The sequence below is a fragment of the Gynuella sp. genome, from assembly GCF_050297175.1.
In the GTDB taxonomy this organism is placed as follows: domain Bacteria; phylum Pseudomonadota; class Gammaproteobacteria; order Pseudomonadales; family Natronospirillaceae; genus Gynuella.
In genome coordinates, this window is sequence record NZ_JBNKSF010000009.1 from 51,607 (window position 1) to 64,875 (window position 13,269).

At 46.2% G+C, this 13,269-nt stretch carries 19 protein-coding genes; 9 read left to right on the plus strand and 10 right to left on the minus strand.

What is annotated here, in order from left to right; all coding sequences use genetic code 11:
• Positions 1 to 239: 239 nt before the first annotated feature.
• Positions 240 to 722 carry a DUF4442 domain-containing protein gene (locus ACQY6I_RS03685; protein WP_428240122.1) on the plus strand — a complete coding sequence of 161 codons (483 nt, stop codon included), beginning with the start codon at positions 240 to 242 and terminating at the stop codon, positions 720 to 722.
• Positions 723 to 839: 117 nt separating this feature from the next.
• Positions 840 to 1,322, plus strand: a complete 483-nt coding sequence (locus ACQY6I_RS03690; RefSeq protein ID WP_428240123.1) for a cupin domain-containing protein — start codon at positions 840 to 842, stop codon at positions 1,320 to 1,322.
• A 189-nt stretch (positions 1,323 to 1,511) separates the two neighbouring features.
• Here the strand turns inward: ACQY6I_RS03690 and frdD are convergent, their stop codons facing one another.
• The 4 genes from frdD to frdA are packed head-to-tail and all read right to left on the minus strand — an operon-like array spanning position 1,512 to position 4,792.
• Entirely contained in the window at positions 1,512 to 1,868 is a 357-nt protein-coding gene (gene frdD / locus ACQY6I_RS03695; RefSeq protein ID WP_428240124.1) for a fumarate reductase subunit FrdD, read from the minus strand.
• A gap of 10 nt (positions 1,869 to 1,878) precedes the next feature.
• On the minus strand, positions 1,879 to 2,271 hold the full coding sequence (locus ACQY6I_RS03700; protein ID WP_428240125.1) for a fumarate reductase subunit C: 393 nt from the start codon (positions 2,269 to 2,271) through the stop codon (positions 1,879 to 1,881).
• Positions 2,268 to 3,017 carry a succinate dehydrogenase/fumarate reductase iron-sulfur subunit gene (locus ACQY6I_RS03705; RefSeq protein WP_428240126.1) on the minus strand — a complete coding sequence of 250 codons (750 nt, stop codon included), beginning with the start codon at positions 3,015 to 3,017 and terminating at the stop codon, positions 2,268 to 2,270. The genes ACQY6I_RS03700 and ACQY6I_RS03705 overlap by 4 nt, the downstream gene beginning before the upstream one ends.
• Positions 3,017 to 4,792 carry a fumarate reductase (quinol) flavoprotein subunit gene (gene frdA / locus ACQY6I_RS03710; RefSeq protein ID WP_428240127.1) on the minus strand — a complete coding sequence of 592 codons (1,776 nt, stop codon included), beginning with the start codon at positions 4,790 to 4,792 and terminating at the stop codon, positions 3,017 to 3,019. The genes ACQY6I_RS03705 and frdA overlap by 1 nt, the downstream gene beginning before the upstream one ends.
• A gap of 172 nt (positions 4,793 to 4,964) precedes the next feature.
• On the opposite strand from frdA, the gene ACQY6I_RS03715 reads away from it, so the two are divergent.
• Genes ACQY6I_RS03715 through ACQY6I_RS03730 form a run of 4 tightly spaced genes read left to right on the plus strand, consistent with a single transcriptional unit; the run spans position 4,965 to position 7,268 of the window.
• Positions 4,965 to 5,693, plus strand: a complete 729-nt coding sequence (locus tag ACQY6I_RS03715) for a DUF1538 family protein (protein WP_428240128.1) — start codon at positions 4,965 to 4,967, stop codon at positions 5,691 to 5,693.
• Positions 5,690 to 6,526, plus strand: a complete 837-nt coding sequence (locus ACQY6I_RS03720; RefSeq protein ID WP_428240129.1) for a DUF1538 domain-containing protein — start codon at positions 5,690 to 5,692, stop codon at positions 6,524 to 6,526. Before ACQY6I_RS03715 ends, ACQY6I_RS03720 begins: the two co-directional genes overlap by 4 nt.
• Positions 6,523 to 6,873, plus strand: a complete 351-nt coding sequence (locus ACQY6I_RS03725; RefSeq protein WP_428240130.1) for a P-II family nitrogen regulator — start codon at positions 6,523 to 6,525, stop codon at positions 6,871 to 6,873. The genes ACQY6I_RS03720 and ACQY6I_RS03725 overlap by 4 nt, the downstream gene beginning before the upstream one ends.
• A complete protein-coding gene (locus ACQY6I_RS03730; protein ID WP_082070810.1) occupies positions 6,870 to 7,268 on the plus strand; it encodes a CBS domain-containing protein in 399 nt (132 codons plus the stop codon). The genes ACQY6I_RS03725 and ACQY6I_RS03730 overlap by 4 nt, the downstream gene beginning before the upstream one ends.
• Positions 7,269 to 7,346: 78 nt before the next feature.
• Here ACQY6I_RS03730 and ACQY6I_RS03735 read toward each other — a convergent pair whose 3' ends face one another.
• From ACQY6I_RS03735 to ACQY6I_RS03745, 3 genes are all read right to left on the minus strand, one after another.
• The gene (locus ACQY6I_RS03735) at positions 7,347 to 8,123 is read right to left on the minus strand and encodes a carbonic anhydrase (protein ID WP_428240131.1); all 777 of its coding nucleotides are present in this window, start codon (positions 8,121 to 8,123) and stop codon (positions 7,347 to 7,349) included.
• Between the two features lie 353 nt (positions 8,124 to 8,476).
• Positions 8,477 to 8,758 carry a helix-turn-helix domain-containing protein gene (locus ACQY6I_RS03740; RefSeq protein ID WP_428240132.1) on the minus strand — a complete coding sequence of 94 codons (282 nt, stop codon included), beginning with the start codon at positions 8,756 to 8,758 and terminating at the stop codon, positions 8,477 to 8,479.
• Positions 8,755 to 9,366: a GTP cyclohydrolase II gene (locus ACQY6I_RS03745; RefSeq protein WP_428240133.1), complete on the minus strand. Its 612-nt coding sequence runs from the start codon at positions 9,364 to 9,366 to the stop codon at positions 8,755 to 8,757. The genes ACQY6I_RS03740 and ACQY6I_RS03745 overlap by 4 nt, the downstream gene beginning before the upstream one ends.
• 221 nt (positions 9,367 to 9,587) lie before the next feature.
• Here ACQY6I_RS03745 and ACQY6I_RS03750 point away from each other — a divergent pair, with 221 nt between their 5' ends.
• A complete protein-coding gene (locus ACQY6I_RS03750) occupies positions 9,588 to 10,085 on the plus strand; it encodes an ACP phosphodiesterase (RefSeq protein ID WP_428240134.1) in 498 nt (165 codons plus the stop codon).
• A gap of 724 nt (positions 10,086 to 10,809) precedes the next feature.
• Positions 10,810 to 11,052 carry a GNAT family N-acetyltransferase gene (locus tag ACQY6I_RS03755; protein WP_428240135.1) on the plus strand — a complete coding sequence of 81 codons (243 nt, stop codon included), beginning with the start codon at positions 10,810 to 10,812 and terminating at the stop codon, positions 11,050 to 11,052.
• A gap of 509 nt (positions 11,053 to 11,561) precedes the next feature.
• Here the strand turns inward: ACQY6I_RS03755 and ACQY6I_RS03760 are convergent.
• Complete coding sequence (locus tag ACQY6I_RS03760) at positions 11,562 to 12,023, minus strand: hypothetical protein (RefSeq protein WP_428240136.1); 462 nt, start codon at positions 12,021 to 12,023, stop codon at positions 11,562 to 11,564.
• Positions 12,024 to 12,504: 481 nt separating this feature from the next.
• Positions 12,505 to 12,840: an RHS repeat domain-containing protein gene (locus tag ACQY6I_RS03765; protein WP_428240137.1), complete on the minus strand. Its 336-nt coding sequence runs from the start codon at positions 12,838 to 12,840 to the stop codon at positions 12,505 to 12,507.
• Between the two features lie 79 nt (positions 12,841 to 12,919).
• Here ACQY6I_RS03765 and ACQY6I_RS03770 point away from each other — a divergent pair, with 79 nt between their 5' ends.
• Positions 12,920 to 13,156, plus strand: coding sequence for a hypothetical protein (locus ACQY6I_RS03770; RefSeq protein ID WP_428240138.1), 237 nt, complete (start codon positions 12,920 to 12,922; stop codon positions 13,154 to 13,156).
• Here ACQY6I_RS03770 and ACQY6I_RS03775 read toward each other — a convergent pair.
• On the minus strand, positions 13,153 to 13,257 hold the full coding sequence (locus ACQY6I_RS03775; protein ID WP_428240140.1) for a transposase domain-containing protein: 105 nt from the start codon (positions 13,255 to 13,257) through the stop codon (positions 13,153 to 13,155). The two genes, ACQY6I_RS03770 and ACQY6I_RS03775, sit on opposite strands and share 4 nt — an antisense overlap.
• Between the last annotated feature and the right edge of the window lie 12 nt (positions 13,258 to 13,269).

Consider the following 13,269-nt stretch of genomic DNA (forward strand, 5'->3'; position numbering starts at 1 on the left):
TTTCTATAACCCGCCGTCAAAGCCAACTCCATGGCCATTTCGAAACCTCCGACTATTCATCCTAAAAGAGGTTCTCAAGCCCCTCCGTTTTTTTAGATTGATAGCCGCGGTGCGCGCGGTAACCATTATGCCTTTGATATCCACATCCCTCAGTCTATTCACAAACTATGGGGATAATTGGTGACGATTCTGGCAAAGTGTCATAATCCATTCGAAGCACACATATTCTGATCGTATATATGAGAAACAAAATAATACACCTGCTGAACAAGCCTATTACGATCAAATGGATGATGAATCTTTATCGCCCACTGCGTGCAGCGGGCATCCGTGTCAACTATATCGCCAACGACTACCGGCAAATTGATGTCAGTCTGAAGTTGAAACTGAGCAATAAAAATATTCACGGTGTTCATTTTGGTGGGAGTTTATTCGCCATGACCGATCCGTTTTTTGTCATGATGATCAGCTATCATCTGGGAACTGATTACATTGTGTGGGACAAAGCTGCAGATATTCAGTTCATCAAACCCGGTAGAGGAACTGTCCGGGCTTCTTTTAAACTGAGTTCTGAACAAATCGAGGATTTATTCAGACATACCTCGGAAGGGCAGAGATATATGCCTCAGTATACTGTTCATATTGTGGACGAACATAATGATGTGGTTGCCCATGTACGAAAAACGATCTATGTCCGGAAAAAGTGCATTAAAGCCTTATAGCTACATAGATATCGCCCACTGACCGCAAAAAACAAATTGGTAATACTTAACTTTGTAAACGTGGCAGATCAGGGATCTTCCCCAACAGCCATGACCCTAACCGGAGGAAACAGAAGCATGGATAAATATCTGATCAAAAAAGCCGAAATTGATGCGATGCCCGGCCTTGATAAAACCCACTTTCTGAATCCGGGCGCCAGGCGGATCAACAAATCACTGGGTGATCTGACCGGACTGACCGGTATCGGCTTTCATATTATCGAACTGCCACCCAATAGCGAATCGACTGAATATCATGTTCACTATTTTGAGGATGAGTGTGTATACATACTGTCCGGACAGGGCAAGGTCATCATCGACGATCAGGAGTATGACATCAGCGAGGGAGATTTCATCGGCTACCGGGCAGGTGGTTTACCACACACCATGATCAACTCTGGCCAGGATATCCTGCGCTGCATTGTGGCCGGCCAACGTGTGGCCCATGATATGGCTGACTATCCGAAACAAAACAAGCGTATCTATCGTAATATCGGTCATGCTGCAGACTTAGTCGACCTGAGCCAGGTAGCTCACCCTACCATCGGTCAAAAGAAATGATGATAAGAGCCCAATGACTTCTCCAAACAGGTACACAACGGACCTTATAACAATATGGCATCCTGCTCTGGTATAACAGGTGAAGTATTGAATGTTCTGATTGAGACAATGCGTCGCTGTTAGTCAGCAGTCACCCACCAACAGTTACACAAATAAGGCCCGGAAAGATTATCCGGGCCGGAATGAATGTTATATGGCCAACAACCAACCAGCGGTTAACACACTGAGAACCGTGGCACCGCCATAGAAAATCAGCAGCATCAAACCGTTGGGGCCATGTACATGAATATCATGCAGACCATGGTGGATCCTGTGCACCGTGTGATAAAGCTGCAAGGCAATCACGACCAGCAGAAACAACTTGCCAATCCAGTTTTGCGCCATCGCCAGAGCCCCTTGATAGACTGCGTGTGGATCACTGAATACAAACGGCATCAGCAGTCCGGTGATGACGATGACAGCCGGCATAAACAATGCGATGACCATACCGCCGGCACCAAACAAAGACCATGCAATCGGTTCGTGGGAACGGGTATATTGCTTCATAGTGATCTCCTTAAAATAACATGCCGGCAAAAATGAACAGAACCACCGTGCAGACAGCAAACGCCACCCAGTGCAGTGCTTTCAGCGTTGATCCGGGAACCTGTTTGTCACCCAGACGAATTACCATCACTTTTGGCACCATGTCAAAGAAGGTATAGGCATGCAACATAGCCGCAGCAAATGCAATCAGGTGAAACAGCACCATAACCGGTGATTTCATTGCCATCACCCAGGAAATGAAAGCCTCCTCTCCTTTGGTCAGAGCAAACACTCCAGCCATTAACAGGATGGAATAGAGAAACAACGGTATCGCGGTCGCCTCACGCAACATATAAAAGCGGTAAAACGGGTTTTTGACCCACCAGTTGGAAGGCTGTTTTTGGATGTAAGGTTTACGGTTCATTTTTTACCTCCTGCCAAACCAACCAGATTCAGACCGTAATCGATATCTGAAACCAGTTTACCCTGGTTAATCGCTGCTGCCGGATCAACGCTTTTTGGACAAACCTCTGAGCAGTATCCAACAAACGTACAGCTCCAAACGCCCTCTTCCGCATTCAGGAACTCCATGCGGTCGGCCTTGCCTTCATCACGGGAATCCTGGTTATAACGGAAAGCTAACGCCAGGGCAGCCGGGCCGAGAAATTCAGGATTGCGCCCAAACTGCGGACAGGCGGCATAACAGAGCCCACAGTTAATACACTGACTGAACTGCTTATAACGAGCCAGCTCTGCAGGAGTCTGCAGATATTCGCCCTCGTCAGTGGACTTTTCCTTTTCGCGAATAATATAAGGCTTAATGGTTTCCAGTTTCTCAACAAAGTTACCGATATCAGCCACCAGATCGCGTTCGATCGGAAAATTAGCCAGCGGTGCAATATGCACTTCCGGCTCATCAAAATAGTCACGCAAAAAGGTTTTGCACCCTAATTTGGGAACACCATTAATCATAAAACCGCAGCTGCCACAGATCGCCATCCGGCAGGACCAACGGTAACTCAGGCTGGGCTCAAGATTGTCCTTGATGTAACCCAGAGCTTCCAGCACGGATGTATCCTGGGTGGCAGGAACCTCAAAGGTCTGAAACCAAGGCTCATTATCCTGTTCAGGTCTGTAACGGGTGACACGAATTTTCATCATTTTATTCATTATTTGTCCCCCTCTTTGTGTTCAGACGCTGCCCCATATACACGTTCAGCCGGTTTGGATTTAGTGATCACCACCTCCTGATATTCCAGTTTAGGTGCTGCATCCTCAGACCGATAAGCCAGAGTATGTTTCAGGAACTTATCATCATCACGTTTTTCGAAACCATCGAGACGCTGATGACTGCCACGGGACTCTTTGCGGGCTCTGGCAGAATGCGCCATTGCTTCACCCACATCCAGCAGGAAACCCAGCTCAATGGCATACAACCATTCGGTGTTGAAAGCCAGACTGCCATCTTTCATACCGATATTTTTATAGCGGTCTTTCAGCTCAACCAATTTGTCACAGGTTTGTTGGATTAAATCATCTGAACGGTAGATACCCACACCGTCTTCCATAGTATCGGCCAGCTCTTTACGGATGTCAGCCATGCTTTCAGTCCCTTTGGCTGTCCGTAATTCATTCCAGCGGGCTTCGTTGGCTTTAATCTGCTCCTGCAAGGCGCTGATATCGACCAGATCAGCCTGGCTGGCAAGGTCCGCAGCGTGATCACCTGCCACTTTACCGAAGACACCGAGTTCAGCCAGGGAGTTGGAACCCAGACGGTTTGCACCATGCAGGCCTACGCTGGCACACTCACCAACGGCAAACAGCCCTTTGATGGGTGTCTCGGTATTAATATCTGTCTGTATTCCACCCATGGTGTAGTGCACCGTTGGACGTACAGGAATGGGTGCAGTCACTGGATCTACACCAACATAGGCTTTTGCCAGTTCGCGAATAAAAGGTAAACGCTCATTGATTTTCTGCTCACCCAGATGGGTCAGATCAAGATTAACGGCTGTTCCGCGTGAGGTTTCGATGACCCGGCCTTTTTTCTCTTCATGCCAGAATGCCTGACTAAGGCGGTCACGTGGACCCAGTTCCATATATTTGTTTTTCGGCTGGCCAACCGGAGTTTCCGGGCCCAGGTTATAATCCTGCAGATAGCGATAGCCGTCTTTGTTCGTCAGAATACCACCTTCACCTCGACAACCTTCCGTCATCAGGATACCGGTACCGGGAAGACCGGTCGGGTGGTACTGAACAAATTCCATGTCGCGCAACGGTACACCCTGACGATACGCCAGAGACATGCCATCACCCGTAACAATGCCACCATTGGTATTAAACCGATAGACCCGCCCGGCACCACCAGTAGCAATAATGACCGCCTTCGCCTGGAAAGTGGTAAATGTACCATTCTTAATATCGATAGCCTGCAAACCAACAGCACGGCCGTCTTTCACCAGCAGATCAGTACAAAAATATTCGTCATAGCGTTTAATCTGAGGAAATTTAATTGATGTCTGAAATAACGTGTGAAGAATATGGAAGCCGGTTTTATCAGCAGCAAACCATGTACGTTCTATTTTCATACCACCGAACGCACGGACATTTACCCGACCATCAGGTTTCCGACTCCAGGGGCATCCCCAGTGCTCCAAGCGTAAATTCTCTTCCTTGGCATGACTGACAAAATAGTCCACAACGTCCTGATCACACAACCAATCACCACCTGAAACCGTATCGGCAAAGTGATAATCCAGTGAGTCATGATCCTGTACTACAGCAGCACAACCCCCTTCCGCTGCACAGGTATGACTGCGCATAGGATAAACCTTCGACACCAGAGCAATGGTTAACGAAGGATTTTTTTCAGCAGCGGCGATCGCTGCCCTTAAACCTCCACCGCCGGCTCCGACAATTACAATATCTGCTTGGATTGTTTCCATTGGAAATCTCCATGATGAGTAGAACTGAATGCATTGTGTATAAGTGGCTAAATAACAGCTTTGATATGAATCATCTTATACAAAAGTAGCATGCCTCGTAAGGGAGAATGATTGATCTTTGTGGTCCATCCTCCTATGGTTTGATTCAATATTGGATTCTGCCCCGAGTTCTATGAATGCATTACTGATTTCCATTAAGGACAGTCTCCGCGATCTCACTCCTATTGTTGTCGTGGTTGTTTTTTTTCAGGTGGTAGTCCTGCAACAGCCTTTTCCCGAAGTTCTGGATATTCTCGTCGGTGCGATCATGGTCGTATTGGGTCTGGCACTTTTTATTCAGGGGCTGGAACTGGGACTATTTCCAATCGGCGAATCCCTCGCCAATGCTTTTGCCTACCGGGGTTCTCTGGTGGCGTTATTGACCTTTAGCTTTGGCCTTGGCTTTGCTACCACGATTGCCGAACCGGCATTGATTGCAGTCGCTGATGAGGCCGCCCAGGTAGCCAGTGCCGGCGGCATGATCGCCAGCAATGAAGCCGCCATGCATAGCTACGCCAACGGGTTACGTTACACCGTTGCTCTCAGCGTAGGTATAGCACTAATTATCGGGGTACTGCGTATTTTAAGAGGCTGGCCAATTCATTATCTGATCATCGGTGGTTATCTGCTGGTGGTCATAACCACTTTTTTCGCCCCCAAAGAGATTATCGGTATCGCTTATGACAGTGGTGGAGTAACAACCTCAACGGTTACTGTTCCACTGGTGACGGCTCTGGGGATCGGTCTGGCCTCTTCAATTAAAGGTCGTAATCCTATGATTGACGGTTTTGGCCTGATTGCATTCGCTTCGTTGACACCCATGATTTTCGTCATGCTATATGGAACGTTTTTGAGCTTATGAATCTACTGAGCGACATGCTGACAACACTATTGGGCACAGGACGTGATTTATTACCGATAATAATTCTTATTTTTGTTTTTCAGATTTTAATCCTCCGCAAACCCATTGCCAATCTACCGCAGGTGGTATTTGGGTTCATTCTTGTCTTGCTGGGACTGACTCTGTTTTTGACTGGACTCGAAAAAGCCCTGTTTCCCATCGGTCGCCTGATGGCTCGCCAGTTAACTGACATCAACTTCGTCAATCCTGCAGGCGAGATATTTCATTGGTCACAGTACAGCTGGGTATTTGTTTTTGCATTCGCAATAGGTGCCACCACAACCATCGCCGAACCTTCACTCATTGCTGTCGCCATCAAAGCTCACGAAGTATCCGGTGGTAGCATCCACGTCTGGGGGTTGCGCATTGCTGTTGCACTAGGGGTGGCGATTGGTATCAGCCTTGGCAGCTGGCGTATTGTCACTGGTTACCCTATTTACTGGTTCATTATTGTCGGTTATATCATCGTCGTCATTCAGACCGTATTTGCCCCCAAAGCCATTATTCCATTGGCATATGATTCCGGTGGCGTCACCACCTCCACCGTAACGGTACCTCTGGTTACTGCTCTCGGATTGGGACTGGCAGAAACCATTCCAAACAGAGATCCATTAATTGATGGCTTTGGATTAATTGCCTTTGCCAGCCTGTTCCCCATTATGAGCGTTATGGGATACGCCCAACTGGCACACTGGCGAATACAGCGGCAAATGGCACGGAGAGCACAAACGGAGCATAATCTCAGCACTCAAACGGCTGAATATTCAAACACACAAAAGAGGGAAACCTCATGAAATTCAAGTTGATCCTCGCATTTGTTGATGATGTGAAAACCGAGGCAGTCATGAAGGCCGCCAGAGAATGTGGTGCAACCGGTGCCACTGTCATTACCAGTGCCCGAGGTGAAGGCCTTAATGAGAAAAAAACCTTTTTTGGCCTGGCTCTGGAGATTCACCGGGATGTACTTTTGTTTCTGGTGGAAGAACACTGTTGTCGACGCATTCTGGAAAGAATTGCAGAAGTGGCTGAGTTTGACGAAAAACCCGGAACCGGTATCGCCATACAGCTGGATGTGGAGGATGCCATCGGCGTGGCCCATCAGATCAAAAAACTCACTCCACTTGTTGAAGAGGATTTATGATGCAAACATTTATTACCTGCCGCGATGTCATGAATCAGCGATATGAAATTGTTGACGGTCTGACGACCGTGGCTGATGCACTTAAGATTATGGTTGAAAAGAACTATCGCAAAGTGATCATAAACCGGCGCGATCACAGCGATGAATTTGGCATGGTGGAACTCAGTGATATTGCCAGAAAAGTGATCGGTCAGAACAAATCACTCGAACGGGTAAACGTGTATGAAATCATGTCCAAACCTGTCATTTCAGTACGCCCGGAAATGAATATCAAATACTGCTCCCGACTGTTTGATACTTACAATTTACGTTCAGCGCCGGTAATTGAGAATGAGGAGCTTATTGGCGTGGTTAGTTATGACGATATCGTTATGAACTGGATCAAGCTGTTGTAACGGATGAAAATCATCGTTTTGATAGGTGAACTCTGGTAAACCAGGGCGGTAACTAACTCCGCCCTGAGCCTGATCCCCTTAGCGGATCACGACACGAGCATTTGTATTTTGAATCGGACGATTATTCGGATGTTTCAGAACACCCGCGAATTTAGCCACCTGATCAGCAGATACTTCCTGCACATCTTTCAACACTAACCAGACCACTCCTTCAGAACAAGGTGGTGTAGTCAGCGAGCCGTTATAACGATAATAAGCCAATTTTTTAGGTAATAGTGAAGCAGCATCGATAGCATGCTTTTCTTCAACCTTGTCACCTTTATGTTTGGGCATGTCGTTCCAAACAGCATTCAGTGCCTGGTTTTCTTTACCCACTTTGAACATCACCGCCAAAACCGCCAGATTGCCGTCTTTATCTGCATGTACAAAATGCGCTTCCAGATCATAAGGCTGGCCGTTTATGTGATTTTCACTCGGGGTATGAAAATGAAACTGTTTTAATTCGTAAGCATGGCCATCTACAGTCAGCGTACTTCCGGGCTGATAATTTACCTGAACCGTATGACCATTATTGATAATCTCCTTACCAGCAGCACTATAGTTAACATCCAGGCGTGGCAGTTTTCCTTTTACCAGATTAGTGATGTTGATCGGGGACTGGTTTTTACCAGACTTACACATCACAAAATCAGGACTAAGATTGCCCCAATATTCCGGCCCTTCAACTCCCTCATAACTCCAGTCAGAAGCCAGAACGCCCATTGACGCAACTCCAAAAGCTATTCCTGCAACAATACCTGCAATCGATTTTTTCACTGTTATCTCCAAGATGACGTTAATGAAATCAAAATCCATGTTCGGACAATAGGATGAGTGAGCCAATACAACCCACTACAACGGTCACTAAGAGTAAGATCAGACTCATCAATAAAACAGACATTAACTGTAAAGTAATTGTGGTTGATAAATAAATAAAACTCAAACTTGAGGATATCTGTGAAACGGAACGGATTTTTGTTATCAAGATTATTATCTTGATAACAGATAATGCGATTTTATCGGCAAACCAACACAGATATATCAAAGACTACAATGTCTGTTCTATAAGTAGAACATGACCCAAAAACCTCAGAAATCTGAGTATTGAGATAAGAACTTTACCCAAACATTGACAGTGATAGCCTGAAGAGCCATCAGAGCAAGCCAGATCATAAATAAGACTGAACGGTATCCAAATGTTTTGCCACCCACTCAGGGTTGATTGGCCCCCAGTCAACAATCCGATAATAACCAGAGTTATTTCTCGGACCATCCTGTACGAACTCCAGCACGATGCCAAGATCAGAAAAATCGGCCAGCGAATCCTGAATAGTGCGACGGGGCATCTGGGTCAAATGATGCAGAGACAACAGATTGTGATGTTGCCCTGCTATCATATGCGCCAGATAAAGTTTGCGAAAGAAAGCAGTCTGCTGACGGCGGGAAGTCATTGATCTGATTCTTCCTCAAGATTAATCTCATGCTTATGCAGATCAACCTTGGCCTTCAAATAAGAGGCATTGTGCTCGTTCACGTAAACTCCAGTGGGTACACATTCGACCACATCAATATTACGTTCGATCAATTGTCGGGCTTTGTCCGGATTATTACTCAGTAACCGCAGCCGGGTGATATTCAAAGCCCGCAACATTTCCACCGCTGGTCCAAAATCACGCAAATCATGGTCAAAACCCAGCATCTCATTGGCAGCGTAGGTATCAATACCCTGATCCTGCAATCGATAAGCTTCCAATTTATTGTACAGACCAATCCCCCGCCCTTCCTGACGGAGATAGAGTAATACTCCCCCCTGCGCAGCCATCAATTCCTGTGCTTCTTTAAGCTGTTGGCCACAATCGCAGCGGCGGGAACCAAACACATCACCGGTCAGACATTCGGAATGCAGACGAACCAGCGGCGCGTCCTGCTGTTCAGGCTGTCCAAAGATGATGGCGATATGTTCTTTTTGGTCGGATAAACCGTTGAAACTGATAAAGCGGGCCGGAATGGCAATATCCTGTAACGGAATAACAACTTCCGCACGTTGGCTGACGTTCATTTACTTCCCCGAAAAACAAAAAAACTGCTGCTGTTGACAATCACCAAGGCCCGGCAGAAAGGCCTCTTGACCATGTATACTGCAACCTGCAGCTTCTTAATGGTAGCGGAGAGGCCAAAATAAAAGCCGTCTCCACAACTTTTTACCCTAAATACGATAAGGCGGATCAGCGTACAGCGGATTCTGGTATGCTGGCCGCAGTATAGCCCAATGACATTCATATGAATTTTCTCGCTCACCTGTATCTCGCCGATCCGGATCCAAAAAGCTGGATTGGTAACCTGCTTCCGGACTTGTGCAAGCCCTGGCAATGGCAACATCTATCGACAGAATATCAGCATGGCGCACTACGTCACCAGCAGGTGGATCGTCTGACCGACAAACATCCACTGTTCATTGCGCTGAAACAGACTGTTTCATCTGAACGCCGCCGGTTTGCCGGTATCATACTTGATGTTTGTCTCGATCATTACCTTGCCCGCCACTGGCGTGATCACCATCCACAATCGCTAAACGTATTTGTACAGACACTGGAACCACACTTTCTGAATCCTCCCAGACAACTACCGGAAGCAGCCAGAACCGTTCTACAACGCATGATGCAGCAACAATGGCTATTGTCATATAGTCACCTGGACGGCATCGCCCAGGCATTTAACGGTCTTTCCCGACGGATGCGCTTTAGCAGGTGCCGAACAGGAACTGGTTCGTCAGCATGATCTGTGGCTACCATCATTTAAGACCATACTGATGGATGTCGAGACCCAGCTCGCGGAGTTTTAAACACTCAGACAACTCTGACAAGTACAAAAAATGCGCGATGATCCCGCCAAGCATGACCCAAATGGGAAATAGTCATCTCATTACTCAGTTTTTAAGATGTAGAGAACCAAACCAAGCGCAAACAAACCCGCTGTGAAAAACTTCTGACTTAGGTGGATGCCCTCTTGCCCTGGACAGAGCTGCAAAACCAATTCTCCGATACTATTCCACGTCTCCCAGAGAGCCGAACCCCATCCATTGTTACGGATTAGTGTATGCGACTGTTTCACCATCTCAGTGGCCCTGGCATGGAAAACAATCTTCATTAAATCGCCTCCATGAGGCTTGCGCGTTATGACCAACCCTGTGTAGATAGAAAGGATATTGGCTCACATCATCAACTCTACCTTTAGCCGTGAGTGAACGACTAAAAAATGCCCATGATGGACTCACTTACTCACCCTAAACTCAAGCATTAAGCTCTATGTAAGGAAAGCGATAACTTTAAATCTAAAGTGATCTCTTTAGATGATCTTCCTGCTTTGTCAGAAGTAATGCTGACTCACGAGCAGATTAGATTCAGTACCAGCTTCTCTTCGATTTCAGAATGAGAAGGCTATATTGAAATGCTTTCCAAACAATGGCAAACATTTGGTGTTGGAGTGCTATCGAAAAGTGTTCGTGCGAGATCATAGGCGGGGCCGTATTGTCATTGATGAGAATGATCCTGGATGGGGGCCTGAGTTAATTGACTATATCTCCCCTACACAAGTCGGCAAGGGTTACGCAAGTGAGGTGGCTAAATTTGCCTGTCACTTTGCATTCAATTCGGCTAAGTTGGAAAGTATCTGTGCGTTCGCTCATCCAGAAAATATTGCCTCAAACAGGATACTGAAGAAAGTTGGTTTTCAGAAAATCAATTAATCGAGCTCGATGAACAAGCATTATTACGAGCTGGCACTTAACAACAGCGACTGCATTAGGTCTTCCTAGAAACACCTCAAATACAGAGGAAAATCGCGAGGCATATTTCTGCTCAATGCGTAATAACTCGATTCAATAGAACGCTAACAAAATAGTTGGCTGAAACATTATTGACCATCATAAGACAACATAACAAAGATAAAGGGGCCTCTGAAAAATAGGAATAGTTTTGATGCAGGCGAGGAAGCACCACTCGCAACACCACAATTTACTGGCATCAATGAGGATGTGAGACTGGGGCTGACAACGTCATGTGCGAAAACAGGCCATTTTTCAGAGGTTCCTAAGAATACTAAACCCAAAAGATTCACTCTCTTATCGAAGCATAAGATTGGAATCTCTAAAGCAATATCCAAAGTTTTTTGGCTCCGATTATGAGCAACAGTCAAAACTTGAAAAACTGTCCTTTGTCGGCTGAAAAACTTTGCAATCATTTGTAGATGTAGCTTTCAATCAGCCAATAGCCCCTTATCTTGCCCAATCATTTGGAATTCTGCTTTCCATTCTTTCAATATTTTTTGTTCATCACGACTTAACTTCAGATAACTGTCGTCCTTCTCAAAATCAGCTAAGTAGTTAGCAAACTTTTCTGCATTCATGCCAACCATATGAATAAAGTCATAGGATTGAGTTCCATAAAACTCCATGTTCACTAAAAGTATCCGAAAATAGTCAAACTGTGCATCAAGGGGTAATCCATTTATCTGCTTGTACTGAGCCAACATTGTATTTTCCCAGTATTCTCCCGTCACAAACCTGCTTCGCATTTCGGACAATAGCACCACCCTTAAAGCTTTTTTAACTTCGCCGTACTGGGTCAAAAGCTTTGACTCAACTATTATGAAATAAGCAAATAACGATGCCAGAGAGAAAGTAATTACAGCTGCCAGTAAGGTTTTCAATAGTTTCATTAGTGATTACCAGGCAATCAGCGTACCATAATTATTTGTAGTTCCTGTGTCATTCCAACAGTGAGGTCTTTTCCTAACGTCTAACGGTGTTGTATAGGTACTGTCGATCATCCTGCGTAACTGTTCCCAGTATTCAGCAGCATCACCTCGGACATTTATTGTACACTGCAATGACCAACATTTCCCTTATGCAACCTAACTACACTTCTATTGTCGTCCATCACCAAAAAGTAATCCTTAATTCTATCATCGGATTTAAAAAGGCCATACCAATCTTCATGACCGTGTTGAGGGGTTGGATTATCAACAATGTAATATGTACTTGGAGAATTGGGAATTTCTGGGAAATTTCCTGGTGACGTTGTAGTACCATCAGCATTTGTGTGACCTCCTGTAAATGCCGAGCCAGAGATTGTTTGACCAGTAGAAAGATCTGTAACAGTTAATGTTTAGGTGCTTGTATTTAAGGATGCAAGTACTCTTAGCCCTGCGGAGTCTGTATAGCCCAGGGGTTCTGAAGCGCATATCCATAAGTATTCAATCCACCTGCTAAACCTATCGGATCACTCTGCACATACCGCCTAATACTCGGGTCGCAGGTTATGTTCCAGGTATCACTATAGCCAGTCTCTAGGTCGCGCATTTGCCCAGGGAAGCCTTTCAACTGGGTAATCCCATCGCTGATCTCTTCACTCACTTCCCCGAACGGCGTGGTCTGCACCTCCCACACTTTGTTTTGTTGTGGGTCGGTCAGGATCCTCGGCGTCCCCAGCGCATCATTGTGCACGTAACACAAACGATTGCCACTGACTCTCATCGCAATCGCTTGCTCTCCCAGGTACAGGTATTGTCCCGTTTTCGTCGGTCTCGGCGATCAGGTGACCGGTTAAATAATAGTGGCACAACACGGTGCCGAGTACGGTACCGGTGCTGTCTTTCAGGATTTTGCGTATACGCTGACCCTGTGGGTTATAGGTGTCGTCGGCCTGTTCACTGGTTCCGCGGTTATCGACGTGCTGGAGGCGCTGATTGAGGGCACTCCCACAACTGTGAACCCACTACCCAGACAATCGATTCAAGACGCGAGCAACTGGAGCGGATCAGTCGTAAGCGCCAAACCAACCACACCCTAGGCAAGGTTCACGTGCCAAGGTAATAATCGCTCGATATCCGCAACATTCTTAGCATTGGGCAGCTCTTTAAAAATCAGCTTGAGATATTCGTAAGCATTCAGCTCATTTGCCTT

Excerpts from the sequence above, each read along its gene's own strand:
- ACQY6I_RS03685 (WP_428240122.1), top strand. The coding sequence starts at position 240 with ATGAGAAACAAAATAATACACCTGCTGAACAAGCCTATTACGATCAAA.
- ACQY6I_RS03705 (WP_428240126.1), bottom strand. The coding sequence starts at position 3,017 with ATGAATAAAATGATGAAAATTCGTGTCACCCGTTACAGACCTGAACAG.
- ACQY6I_RS03750 (WP_428240134.1), top strand. The coding sequence starts at position 9,588 with ATGAATTTTCTCGCTCACCTGTATCTCGCCGATCCGGATCCAAAAAGC.
- ACQY6I_RS03700 (WP_428240125.1), bottom strand. The coding sequence starts at position 2,271 with ATGAACCGTAAACCTTACATCCAAAAACAGCCTTCCAACTGGTGGGTC.
- ACQY6I_RS03735 (WP_428240131.1), bottom strand. The coding sequence starts at position 8,123 with ATGGATTTTGATTTCATTAACGTCATCTTGGAGATAACAGTGAAAAAA.
- frdA (WP_428240127.1), bottom strand. The coding sequence starts at position 4,792 with ATGGAAACAATCCAAGCAGATATTGTAATTGTCGGAGCCGGCGGTGGA.
- ACQY6I_RS03715 (WP_428240128.1), top strand. The coding sequence starts at position 4,965 with ATGAATGCATTACTGATTTCCATTAAGGACAGTCTCCGCGATCTCACT.
- ACQY6I_RS03760 (WP_428240136.1), bottom strand. The coding sequence starts at position 12,023 with ATGAAACTATTGAAAACCTTACTGGCAGCTGTAATTACTTTCTCTCTG.
- ACQY6I_RS03720 (WP_428240129.1), top strand. The coding sequence starts at position 5,690 with ATGAATCTACTGAGCGACATGCTGACAACACTATTGGGCACAGGACGT.
- ACQY6I_RS03740 (WP_428240132.1), bottom strand. The coding sequence starts at position 8,758 with ATGACTTCCCGCCGTCAGCAGACTGCTTTCTTTCGCAAACTTTATCTG.
- frdD (WP_428240124.1), bottom strand. The coding sequence starts at position 1,868 with ATGAAGCAATATACCCGTTCCCACGAACCGATTGCATGGTCTTTGTTT.
- ACQY6I_RS03745 (WP_428240133.1), bottom strand. The coding sequence starts at position 9,366 with ATGAACGTCAGCCAACGTGCGGAAGTTGTTATTCCGTTACAGGATATT.
- ACQY6I_RS03765 (WP_428240137.1), bottom strand. The coding sequence starts at position 12,840 with ATGAGAGTCAGTGGCAATCGTTTGTGTTACGTGCACAATGATGCGCTG.
- ACQY6I_RS03725 (WP_428240130.1), top strand. The coding sequence starts at position 6,523 with ATGAAATTCAAGTTGATCCTCGCATTTGTTGATGATGTGAAAACCGAG.
- ACQY6I_RS03690 (WP_428240123.1), top strand. The coding sequence starts at position 840 with ATGGATAAATATCTGATCAAAAAAGCCGAAATTGATGCGATGCCCGGC.
- ACQY6I_RS03730 (WP_082070810.1), top strand. The coding sequence starts at position 6,870 with ATGATGCAAACATTTATTACCTGCCGCGATGTCATGAATCAGCGATAT.